The sequence below is a fragment of the Pedobacter sp. D749 genome (assembly GCF_019317285.1).
Lineage (GTDB): Bacteria > Bacteroidota > Bacteroidia > Sphingobacteriales > Sphingobacteriaceae > Pedobacter.
The window spans coordinates 2725694-2737883 of sequence record NZ_CP079218.1 but is presented as its reverse complement, the minus strand read 5'-3'; the positions used below and the strand labels follow the sequence as shown (position 1 = coordinate 2737883).

7 protein-coding genes are annotated in these 12190 nt (G+C 38.2%); 6 read left to right on the top strand and 1 reads right to left on the bottom strand.

Annotated features, from left to right (window positions below; all coding sequences use genetic code 11):
- Window positions 1–17 precede the first annotated feature (17 nt).
- A complete protein-coding gene (locus tag KYH19_RS10990) occupies window positions 18–1586 on the top strand; it encodes a sodium:solute symporter (RefSeq protein WP_219078725.1) in 1569 nt (522 codons plus the stop codon).
- A 62-nt stretch (window positions 1587–1648) separates the two neighbouring features.
- Complete coding sequence (locus KYH19_RS10985) at window positions 1649–2581, top strand: dihydrodipicolinate synthase family protein (protein WP_219078724.1); 933 nt, start codon at window positions 1649–1651, stop codon at window positions 2579–2581.
- 144 nt (window positions 2582–2725) lie between these two features.
- Here KYH19_RS10985 and KYH19_RS10980 read toward each other — a convergent pair whose 3' ends face one another.
- Window positions 2726–3595, bottom strand: a complete 870-nt coding sequence (locus KYH19_RS10980; RefSeq protein WP_219078723.1) for an AraC family transcriptional regulator — start codon at window positions 3593–3595, stop codon at window positions 2726–2728.
- A 388-nt stretch (window positions 3596–3983) separates the two neighbouring features.
- On the opposite strand from KYH19_RS10980, the gene KYH19_RS10975 reads away from it, so the two are divergent.
- The 4 genes from KYH19_RS10975 (at window position 3984) to KYH19_RS10960 (ending at window position 12180) form a co-directional block, all read left to right on the top strand.
- Window positions 3984–4652 (top strand): DUF3826 domain-containing protein, encoded by a 669-nt coding sequence (locus KYH19_RS10975; RefSeq protein ID WP_219078722.1) that lies wholly within the window; start codon window positions 3984–3986, stop codon window positions 4650–4652.
- 458 nt (window positions 4653–5110) lie between these two features.
- Window positions 5111–8305, top strand: coding sequence for a TonB-dependent receptor (locus KYH19_RS10970; RefSeq protein ID WP_219078721.1), 3195 nt, complete (start codon window positions 5111–5113; stop codon window positions 8303–8305).
- 10 nt (window positions 8306–8315) lie between these two features.
- Window positions 8316–10130: a RagB/SusD family nutrient uptake outer membrane protein gene (locus KYH19_RS10965; RefSeq protein WP_255562620.1), complete on the top strand. Its 1815-nt coding sequence runs from the start codon at window positions 8316–8318 to the stop codon at window positions 10128–10130.
- Between the two features lie 397 nt (window positions 10131–10527).
- The gene (locus KYH19_RS10960; RefSeq protein WP_132396827.1) at window positions 10528–12180 is read left to right on the top strand and encodes a polysaccharide lyase family 1 protein; all 1653 of its coding nucleotides are present in this window, start codon (window positions 10528–10530) and stop codon (window positions 12178–12180) included.
- The last annotated feature ends 10 nt before the right edge of the window (window positions 12181–12190 follow it).

The window sequence follows — 12190 nt, the reverse complement described above, 5'->3', positions numbered from 1 at the left end:
AAACGAGCCAACAAGTAATGAAAGGTCTACCTGTATTCGATCTTGCGATCATCTTCATTTACCTTGTCGGGATGATATTAGTTGGGGTTTATTTTTCGCGAAAAAATAAAAACTCCGAGCAATTTACAAAAGCTTCGGGCCTAATCCCCGGATGGGCGATAGGTTTATCTATTTATGCAACATTTTTAAGCAGCAATACTTTTTTGGGTGTGCCTGGTAAATCTTTTGGTGGCAACTGGAATGCATTTGTATTTAGTATTTCGATGCCATTGGCGGCGTGGGTGGCTTCTAAATATTTTGTGCCATTTTACCGCAATAGTGGAGAAATATCAGCTTATACCCATTTAGAAAAACGTTTCGGTGCATGGGCAAGGGTATATGCAGTAGTTTGTTTTCTGTTAACGCAGTTGGCCAGAATGGGATCGATATTTTTCGGAATTGCCCTGAGCCTGCAGGCACTTACAGGCTATTCTATGCAGATGATTATGATTGTGATGGGGATCTGTATCATTGTTTATACCGTTTTAGGAGGAATTGAAGCGGTAATATGGACAGAAGTGGTACAGGCGATTGTAAAAACCCTGGGTGCGCTACTCATTTTGTACCTGATTATTTCGAATATGCCGGGAGGTGTATCAAAGATTGTAGAAATTGGGAAATCTGCCGATAAATTTAGCCTTGGCAGTTTCAAATTCGATTTTGTCGGATCGTCGTTTTGGGTGGTTTTGCTTTATGGTTTTTTCATCAACCTGAACAATTTTGGAATGGATCAGAATTATATTCAGCGTTACCATACCGCATCATCAGGTAAAGCGGCTTCGAAATCAATCTGGTTATGTGTTTGGTTATACATCCCTGCTTCACTGCTGTTTTTCATTATAGGATCTTGCTTATTCGCTTATTATGAGGTTAATCCGGAATTGGTGCAGTCGGTCAAACATCAAGTAGCTATTGAGCGTTTGCCGCTACATGCTTCGGCGGCAGAGATTTTGAAAGTACAGAACGCTTTGATTCCGTCAGATTATGGAGATAAAATAATGCCGCATTTTATGGTTACCAAGATTCCGGCGGGTTTGGTTGGACTGATTGTTTCGGCCATTTTATCTGCAGCCATGAGTACCATTAGTTCTGGAATGAATGCTTCGGCAACCGTGTTTTCAGTAGATATTTACAAAAGGTATTTCAAACCCGGCATCACCGAAAAACAAAATTTATCGCTGTTACATCTGGCTACGGTAGGATTTGGCTTGCTGGGCATGATTGCAGGAATAGCCATGATCGGTGTAAAAAGCATTTTGGATGTTTGGTGGGAATTATCAGGCATTTTTGCGGCCGGAATGCTGGGTTTGTTTTTACTAGGTATCATCAGCAGGCAAACTAAAAACCATGAAGCCATCACGGCAACCATCATCGGTATTGCTGTAATTATATGGATGACATTTTCTTCACTTCTTCCTCCGGAATATGGAGTTTTTAGAAATCCTTTACATAAAAATATGATCATCGTGATCGGTACTTTAACCATTTTTTTGACAGGACTTTTCCTGACAAAAATTAAAAACAAAAAGATAAAAACAGCCCATTAAGCTCATTCAGTGCTTATTCGCGGCAAAAAAAAAATATAGCACATTTACCATATCAAATTACAATGGAAAACTCACAAAAAGGGTTCATCCCGGTTATGCTCACGCCATTTTTGAGCAATGGGAACATCGATTATCCTGCTTTAACACAACTTACGGAGATTTATTTACAGGCAGGGGCTTCAGGTTTGTTTGCCAATTGCCTCTCGAGCGAGATGTTCGAATTGAGTGACAAGGAAAGAATCCAGGTTATAAAACATGTGGTAAAAGTGGCAAACGGTGCCGTACCTGTTGTAGCCACTGGAACCTTTGGCGGCGAAATTACCAAACAAGCTGATTTTATAAAAGAAGTAAGCGATGCAGGTGTAGAAGCCGTAATTGCCATTACCAGTTTATTGGCCAATGAAGGCGAAAACGATGAAATATTTAACGACCGTGTGTTCGATCTGCTGCATCAAACGGATGAAATTCCGATGGGTTTTTACGAATGCCCGATACCCTATAAAAGGGTGTTAAAGCCACATCAACTCGCCGATTTTGTCGCTACAGGAAGGGTAATTTACCATAAAGATACCAGCCTGGATCTTACTCAGATAAAAGAAAAATTTAAACTAACCGAGGGTTATGCTTTTGGTTTATACGATGCCTACATGGTTCACGCAGTTGATTCGCTAAAAGCAGGTGCTTCAGGGTTATCCTGCATTCAGGGTAATTACTTTCCGGAGTTAATTGTTTGGTTATGTGATCATTATGATGATGAATCGCTTAATAATGAGGTACAGGCCGTGCAGCAGTTTTTGATCGATAATATGGAGGTGATGCATCATGTTTATCCAGTAGTATCCAAATATTTTCTGCAAAAAAGAGGGTTAAACATTTCGACTTTTACACGCAGAAATGTGGGCGCATTTACAAGTAGTGAAGTAAAAGGAATGGAGACCTTATTTGATGATTACACCTCGTTACGCAACAATTTGAATATTAAGGTTTTTATATGATTTTTTTTAAACCTCGCAGCTTTAAACTTAAAAGACGTTTGCGCTCGTTTCCAAACGAGCGCAAAAATAATTAAACGATTCTATCGTTTTTAAACGATAAACTATTCAACGCTCGTTAGAAACGAGCGTTAGCGAAGATGAAGTTTAATTCAAATATTTTCTTTTATAATCCAAAGGAGTCATTCCCGTTACCTTTTTAAAGTGCCTGTAAAAATTAGATACATTATTGAAACCGCAATCAAAACAGATCATTTCGGTTGGCAGTTTATTCTCAATCAGGAAACGACAGGCGTGGCTCACCCTGATCTCGATCAAAAAATCATAAAAAGTCTTTTTCGTCATCAGTTTAAAATACCTGCAAAAAGAAGTCACGCTTAAACTGCTTAACGATGCCACTTCCTCTAAAGTAATATCCTTTTTATAATTGCTTAGGGTATAATTGCAGATTTTATTGATGCGTAAAGTTTCTGATTCGTTCGATTGGTAAAAAGTATTTTTACTGGTTACGATGGTCGAATATTCATCCGTTTCTGCCAGCGTTTTTAATATCGAAAGTAAAATAATAATGCGGTCTAAATTCGTTGCATCAACAGCTGCCCGCATTAAATCGACCAGTTTATCTTTAGCCTTACCTTTAATTACCATGCCATTTTTGGCTTTTTCGAACAGTTTAGGGATCAGGTAAGCTTCGGGCAAAGTAAGCAGGTATTTGCCCAAACAATCAGGTAAAAAATGGATTACCATTGCTTCAGTTGTCAGGTCGGGATTGTTTTGAAAATACTCATCCTTACAACGCCAGGTGTGGGGCAGGTTTTCACCCAGCAATACCATTTCGTCAGGCACAAAATTACTGATGTTATCGCCGATAAAACGTACACCTTCACCTTTGATTACATAATGGAGTTCCAGTTCGGGATGGTAATGCCAGATGTTTCCAAAATCGGGTTTAACGTCATGGCGGATACTAAAAGAACTTTGCAAAGTAATGGGAACTTTATGAAAATGGGGTTTCATCTCAGGGTTAAAATATTTGGTTAGCGCCGCAACAATCTACTCAGTTAAATTTGTGCAGCGGACATAAAGTTAAAGAGTTAAATGATAATATCCTATATTAATTGGCTAAAAACCATTAGAAAATAGTGTTTTTCTATGTTGAGTTTTGTATTAAGCCAAATGGGCGTAACCAAATTATAAACAGACAAATTATTTTCCTATAAATTTTTTGTTTATTAATAAATTGTGAGACAATGAAAAACAACCAAAAATTCCACTAATTTAGGCTGCCTATTTAAACATCCTCATCATCAAAACTGTTGGTGTTGGACGGATCCCGTTTAAAAATTTTATGCTTCAAAAATTGCAAATTCCATTAAAAATATATTCAATTCAAAATATCAAATACATGAAATCATCCATTTTGGCCTTATTGTTAACGTTCTCCAGCATAACAGCCATTTTTGCACAGACGAATGCTGCTGCAGATAAAGAAGCCTATACCAAAATGATTACTGATCGTGCGGCTAAAATTGTGACCAATTTAGGCCTTAACGATGCCAGGAAAACACAAAAAGTAGCGGTAATTGTTCGCGATCAATACAGCAATCTGAATGATATTTATGCCGCCCGTGATGCCAGAGTTAAAGAAATTAAGGAAAAAAATAAAGATAATAAGGTAGAACGCGACTCGGCACTGGCAAAAGATGGCCGTATTGTAGAAATAGCTTTAAACAAACTGCACAAAAAATACATCAGCAAACTTTCTGCTCAACTAACTAATGAGCAGGTAGAGCTGGTTAAAAACGGCATGACTTATAATGTGTTGCCCATCACTTACAAAGCCTATCAGGAAGAAATTTTAACACTAACCGACGATCAAAAAAAACAGATTCTGAACTGGCTAACCGAGGCCCGTGAGCATGCCATGGATGCTGAATCATCTGATAAAAAACATGCCTGGTTCGGTAAATATAAGGGCCGTATCAACAATTACCTTTCTTCAGCAGGTTATGATCTTAAAAAGGAAGGCATAGAATGGGAGAAAAGGCGAAAGGCCAAGGCTGGAGTCAATTAATTTCTAATAATTTAAGGGATAAATTTTTTTTATGATTTTTTATTTAAGAATACTTCATTTATATATGAATTTATTTATACCTTGTATGATCAATTAAAAAAGGTATAAATGCGCCTTAAATTTTGTTTTATGCTGATAAAATAATTCAAAATTTAACGGGGAGATTAGCTAGAATTACCAATTTAATTATAGTTCGAATTATAATACATTTTCTAACCAGATAATTCACAGAGATCAAAATATAAATGAGCCAAATTACCTTAAATTTTTTGTCCTATAAATTTAATAAGCGTTAGTTGATGTTATCTTTTTTAAGGTAATAAAATTGATCGCCTATTACCGATAATTAATTTACAACGGTAATTATTATGAGGCCAAATTAGAGATGCCCGAACATTTAGTGGAGGAACCACGCTAGGCCATCCGAAAATCAGATTAAAAACTAACCAAATAACAATATGAACTTAAAATTTTTACGCAAGATTTCTTTGCCTTTGCTGCTGATGCTCATGGCAAGTATAATGCTCTTTGCCCAGGACCGAAAGGTTACAGGTAAGGTAGTTGATCAATCCGACGGGAGTGGTATTCCCGGGGTGAATGTGAGCATCAAAGGTATTCCCAGCAATGTAAGCACTAATGCAGATGGCATTTACACCATCCAGGTAAAATCTGATGCAGATGTTCTTGTATTCTCGTTTATAGGTTACATAAGGCAACAGGTAATAGTAGGTAAACAAGCCAATGTTGTGGTGCGTTTAGTTCCGGAAAACAAGAACCTTGATGATGTAGTTGTTATTGGTTATGGCACGCAGAAAAAAGCCAGTTTAACGGGTGCAATATCTACTGTTAATATGAAAGCTATTGAGGATATCCCGACAACGAACCTTGCAGCTGCATTAAGAGGTCAATTGCCCGCTGTAAGTGTTACAGGTGGTGTTGCTCGCCCTGGCGAAAATGCTACAATTACCATCAGAAACCCAATATTTTTTGCCAAGGACGGTAAAACCGATCCACTTTATGTGATTGATGATATTCAAAGGACTATTACTGATTTTAATGCACTCGATGCCAGTGAAGTAGAAAGCATAACCATATTAAAAGATGCAGCAGCGGCTATATACGGTATTTTAGGTGCAAATGGTGTGGTACTGGTTAAAACAAAACGCGGAAAACCAGGAGCTCCGAAAATCAGCTATAGTGGATCTTATGGGTTAACTGATGCCACGATGCTGCCGAAGATGATGAGTGGTTTAGAGCAGGCTGTTTATCTAAATGATTATACTCAGGCGCAAAATAATTTTCTGGTACAGCCAAATGGAAATTACACGAATCCTACAACCGGTGTAACCACTAAAATAACATCTTATTACACTCCTGATGAACTTGATTATTTCAGTAAAAACAGTCAGGATTATCTTGCTCAGGCCTGGCAGTCATCGTATATTATGCGTCATGCTTTAAATATTACCGGAGGTACCGATAAGGCAACCTATTTTGCCGGAGGAAGTTACACCAGTCAAAATTCAAATTTTAAAGGGGTAAATACAGATCGGTTAACATTCAGAGCAAGCGCAGATGCGAAAGTTGCCAATGGCTTAAAAGTTGGTGTTTCGGTTAGTGGTAATATAAATTACAACAAACGATATTATTTTAAACAAGGGTCTGAAAGTTTGGACAACGATTTTAAATCCTTACTGGCATCACCACAATTTGTTCCCTTTTATGTAGATGGTTTACCTGTGTTGCAGGCACCCAATACGGGCACGGTTGAAGGAGCAAACTTTTTCGAAGTTCAAAGATTAAACAATTATACGCTTCAAAATACAACAAGCATCAATCTACAGGCTACAGCAGAATATGAAATCCCTGTTGTAAAGGGATTAAAGGCCAGTTTAAATTTCAATAGAAATATCAACAACGATTTTAGCAAGCAGTATGGTACCAGGTATAATTTATACCAGTTTGAAGGATTAGGTGATAATAAACATATTGTTGGAGGTAAAGTAACCAATATCATATCGGCAAAAAATGGAGATATCGTTCGCTTTACACCAGGGCGTTTAGATGTTTACCAATTTAATGGATTATTATCTTATGCACGTAAATTCGGAAAGCATGACATTTCTGCAATTGCCTTATTTGAGCAACAGCACACGTCAGGAGAGAGCCTTGCCGTATCTCGTGAGGGAACTTTAGTTGGCGGTTTGGATAATATGAATTTTGCAACTGGCTTACAAGCTACAGATCAGGTAGGGCGTTTAAACGAATTTGGCAGGCTTGCTTACGCAACGCGTATTAATTATTCTTACGCGGATAAATATTTACTTGAAGTATCCTTACGTACAGATGCCAATAATAATTTCGCACCCGGGCAGCAATATGGCTTTTTCCCTTCTGCCTCGCTAGGTTGGGTAATATCAGAAGAAGGTTTCTTTAAAAATAAGGTGAAGTTTGTTAACTTTTTAAAAATAAGAGGATCGGTTGGTTTATTGGGTAATGATAGCTCGAAACCATATTTATACCAGGAAAATTATAAACTGGAGACAGGCAAATCAGCTGTTTTTGGTGGCAATAATGATAGAGGCTTAAATTATGCGCCAAACATTATCATTGCCAATGCAAATACAACATGGGATAGTAATTTAAGTACAAACCTAGGTGTGGATGCGCAATTTCTTGATAATAGGTTATCACTAACAGCAGATGGTTTTTTCGCACACCGTTACAACATGCTTTCAGCGCTTACTTCATCTGTGTCAGTACTTATTGGTGCAAATCCACCAACGGAGAATTTTGCAAAAGTTAATACTTTCGGATACGAAATATCAGCAGGATGGCGAGACAAAATTGGCAAGGATTTTAGTTACAATTTTAATCCTTTTTTTACCTGGAGCGATAATAAGTTATTAGTTGCCGATCAGCCACTGGGTAATGTGGGTACTTATCTTGATATCCTGGGACAATCAAGCGATAGAGGAGCATTTGGTTATCATTATTTAGGTATGTTCAGATCTCAGTCAGAAGCTGATGCCTTTGCTGCAGCTAACCCAAAATACACTGTGCTCGGACAAAAGCCAGTGGCAGGTATGTTATATTATGCAGATGTTAGAGGGCCAAAAGTAAACGGTGTATATACCGGACCAGATGGTATTGTTGATGAGAATGATCAGGACTATCTGACAGATAAATCGAGCAACCATTATGGGTTGGGTTTAAACTTTGGAGGTGCTTATAAAGGCATTTCACTTAACGTTACTATGGGTATGTCGTTCGGAGGGCAGGATGCTATAGAAGGCGATGCAAGAAAACGTGCAACGAGCACTGTTAACCGTCCGGCTTTCTGGTCAGATCACTGGACTCCTGAAAATCCAAATGCCAAATACCCAAGCCCATACTATAGTGCTACATACGACTTAAATTCGTCATTCTGGTTTGTTAACAGTTACACTTTTAGGGTAAGCAACATCAATTTGGCCTATAGTTTTCCGGCTAAAATTACCCAGAAAATGGGCATAGGAAGTTTAAAAGCTTCAGTAATCGCCACAAATCCTTTTAATTTCTATAATCCTTACACCTATAGAGATAATGCATCATCATACAATGTTTATCCAAATCTTCAGTCTCTTTCTTTTGCACTAAATGTTGGATTTTAATTTTACGAAAATGAAAATACATAAATTATTAATATTCGCTTTACTTGTTGCATCAGGAGCAAGTAGCTGTAAAAAAGTTCTTGATAATGTTGATGAAAATTATGCAGTTGCAGGTCAGATTTTTAATGATTCGACATTAGCAGTTTTAAACCTGAATGTATTGTATGATTCTAATCTGCCATCCTGGGCAGGCGTAAATTCAGGAAGTGCGATTACCAATCCGAGTGGTCTTTCAGATGAGGCCTATAATGACAATAAGTTTTTTAGGGGCACAATAAGTAATAATGATGTTGGCGATATTGGAACAGCAGTAAATGTTTCCAATAACTATGGCAAAATCCGTTTAATCAATACTTTTATCAGAGATGTTAATGCCGGCACCTTACCTGCAGGCACAAAAAACCGGTTAATAGCACAGGCATTGTTTTTCCGTTCATTTAGATACTTCGATCTTGTGAGGTTATATGGTGGCGTTCCGTTGGTATTAACACCACTTCAAGCTGTGGGCGATGAAGCCAAAGATGCAGCCTTATTGCCAAGAAATAAGACCTCAGAGTGTATTGCACAAATTACCAGGGATTTAGATACCTGTATTAAATATCTGCCCAAAAAGTGGGCAGGTACAGCAGACTGGGGTAGGATTACCGCAGGAGCTGCCGCTGCATTTAAAGGAAAAGTCTTGTTAACGTATGCAAGTCCGCAATTTGTTACAAATGAAGCGAGCGACCCTAATAATCCGGCAACAATTGTAGAACGTTGGGAGAAGTCATACACTGCGAATCAGGAAGCTGTGTCTTTGCTAACCGCATACGGATGGAAACTTGCTGCATCTTATGATAATATGTGGTTCACTGAAGTAAATAATCCTGAAGCAGTTTTGGTTACGGGTTACAATAACTTTAATACTGCCACAAGCAAAAATAACGGTTATGACAACAGTGCAAGACCATCTTATTTAGGAACCGGAGGAGGGGGCTATCAACCAACATGGGAGTTAGTTAAATCTTATCCAATGCTTGATGGTAAGGCACCGGGCACATCAACCAGGTATGTTTACAGCGATCAGAATTTTTATAAAAACAGAGATCCCAGATTCGATAAAACCATTGCTTATAATGGCGCAAACTGGCCAATTATCGGGAACCAGAATTATAGGTTATGGACATATTTTGTAAACAATAGAACTGTTGAGCCTGGAACAGCCAGCTCCACTGGTTTTTACTGCCGTAAAGCCATTGATCCTACTGTTTTACAGAATAATGTAATCTATTCTGGTACGGACTGGATGGAACTAAGATATGCAGAAGTGGTTTTAAATTTGGCAGAATCTGCTGCGGCGACAAATCGTTTGCAGGAAGCCTATGACAATTTAATTCTGATCAGAGCAAGGGCTGGAATTGAAAAAGGAACTGATAATCTCTATGGGCTTAAAGCAGGAATGAGCCAAACCGAGTTAATTAATGCCATAATGTATGAAAGACAAATTGAATTTGCCTTTGAAGGAAAACGTTTCTGGGATTTAAGGAGAAGAAAGCTGTTTTCAACAGTCTTAAATGGTAAAATAAGAACGGGCAAACAATTTAACCTCGTTACAAGCGGTGCTCCGGCAAGTCTTTCAACTTCACCATATGTAGGCCGTGATGCACTTTCTACAGATCAGGTTTATACTTACATGACTATTCTTCCTAAAACTTTAGATAATGGTTATACGATTAATTGGAAAGACGAATATTATTTCTTTGGTATTCCAACCTCATCGATTGCCAATAATCCGAAAATAGAACAAACAAGAGGCTGGGGAGGAAGTTTCGATCCACAGCTTTAGCAAGCAGCAAAATTTTTAGGGCGGTTTGCTCACCGCCCTGGTTTTTTATATTTGGTTTTTAGAAAAGGGAACATTAATTTGTTTCCTTTTTCATTTAAGAATGTTACATTTATATATGAATATTATTTCTATCTTGTAACACGGTTGTAGAAATGAATTTTATTTGTTACAGCCATTTTAACCAAATGAAAAGATGGTGCAATACCTGGCCAAAATTATACAGTAAATAGCCAATTTTTGCATGCAATTTTGAAATATAATATACTTTCTAACCAAAACTGATAACCAAAGAAATAAACAGAAATGAGCCGATTTTTATAAAATTCTCGATTGACAATTTCATCAATCAAAAAATATCAGCTAAATTTCTTTTACTTCTTTAACGGGCAAAACACAAATGAAAAAGAACTTTTTAAATCTGTTGTTCACAACAGCATTAATGCTCTCCGCAAATTACGCATCTGCGCAATACCCGAATATACCGCCTGAAGTCAAAAAATCTTCTGATTCAATGATGAAAGAAGCTTACCATCAATCAGACATCGCCTGGGAAAAAGCCAAGCCGGTTATAGCAAAGGAAGCTGCAGAGGGTAAGCCATATATTCCGTGGGCTGGCCGACCTACCGATCTTCCTCAATCTAAATTATTGGCCTTTCCTGGTGCAGAAGGGGGAGGTGCATATAGTTTTGGTGGTCACGGCGGCAGGGTAATTGTGGTTAAAAATTTAAACGATAGTGGTTCCGGTTCTTTACGTGATGCCTGTGAACAAGGTGGTGCGAGAATTGTGGTTTTCAATGTTGCAGGAATTATCAGGTTGAAAACACCATTGATTATTCGTGCCCCATATATTACTATTGCTGGCCAAACGGCGCCTGGAGATGGTGTTTGTGTAGCTGGCGAATCAGTTTGGTTAAATACCCATGACGTTATTGTTCGCTTTATGCGTTTTAGAAGAGGTGAAACTTTTGTAGGTCGCAGAGATGATGCCATTGGTGGAAATCCGGTTGGCAATATTATGATCGATCACGTTTCTGCCAGTTGGGGATTGGACGAAAACATGTCGATGTACCGTCACATGTATAATGATAGCACAGGTAAAGCCGAAGAAAAATTAGGAACGGTTAACATTACGATCCAAAACTCTATTTTCTCTGAAGCTTTAGATTATTGGAACCATGCGTTTGGCAGTACATTAGGTGGCGAAAACTGTGCCTTTGTACGTAATCTTTGGGCCGATAATGGTGCCCGTAATCCATCAATTGGTTGGAACGGCATTTTTAACTTCGCCAATAACGTAGTGTTTAACTGGAATAACCGCTCCACAGATGGCGGAGATTATACCGCACAGTACAACATCATCAACAACTTTTACAAACCTGGTCCGGTTACCGAATTAAAAGACCCGATCAGCTACCGCATTTTAAAACCGGAATCTGGTCGCAGTAAATTACCTTATGTTGTTTTCGGACGTGCTTATGTAGCAGGAAATATCATCGATGGAAATGAAAAAGTAACCAAAAACAACTGGGATGGAGGCGTACAGTTAGAAGATAAAAAAGGGAACCTCATGTCGTTTGAAACTGCAAGCAAATATTTCGCAGCAATGAAAGCTAAAGATCCATTCCCGATGCCTAAAATCAGCATTATCCCAACGTTACAAGCAAAAGACTATGTATTGGCAAATGCTGGTGCTACCTTACCAAAGAGAGATCCGGTTGATATCCGCGTAGTTAAACAGGTGGCTACCGGAAAAATTGAAGTTCACCCTAATGCTAAACCATCTGCATTTCAATTCGAACACCGCAGATTACCTGGCGATTCTTACAAACAGGGTATCATTACAGAAGTTTCACAGGTGGGTGGTTATCCGGAATATAAAGGAACGCCATATAAAGATAGCGACGATGATGGCATGCCTGATGCATACGAAATTAAAAATGGCTTGAATCCTAAAGATGCGAAGGATGCTATAAAGCTATCGAAATCAGGTTATTCGAATATTGAAGTATATTTGAATAGTTTGGTTGATATTGATAAAGTGAGACCGTAGAAAATTTCTA

What these genes read in the sequence shown, in the direction of transcription:
- KYH19_RS10990 (WP_219078725.1), top strand. Translation starts at nt 18, where the DNA reads ATGAAAGGTCTACCTGTATTCGATCTTGCGATCATCTTCATTTACCTT.
- KYH19_RS10985 (WP_219078724.1), top strand. Translation starts at nt 1,649, where the DNA reads ATGGAAAACTCACAAAAAGGGTTCATCCCGGTTATGCTCACGCCATTT.
- KYH19_RS10980 (WP_219078723.1), bottom strand. Translation starts at nt 3,595, where the DNA reads ATGAAACCCCATTTTCATAAAGTTCCCATTACTTTGCAAAGTTCTTTT.
- KYH19_RS10975 (WP_219078722.1), top strand. Translation starts at nt 3,984, where the DNA reads ATGAAATCATCCATTTTGGCCTTATTGTTAACGTTCTCCAGCATAACA.
- KYH19_RS10970 (WP_219078721.1), top strand. Translation starts at nt 5,111, where the DNA reads ATGAACTTAAAATTTTTACGCAAGATTTCTTTGCCTTTGCTGCTGATG.
- KYH19_RS10965 (WP_255562620.1), top strand. Translation starts at nt 8,316, where the DNA reads ATGAAAATACATAAATTATTAATATTCGCTTTACTTGTTGCATCAGGA.
- KYH19_RS10960 (WP_132396827.1), top strand. Translation starts at nt 10,528, where the DNA reads ATGAAAAAGAACTTTTTAAATCTGTTGTTCACAACAGCATTAATGCTC.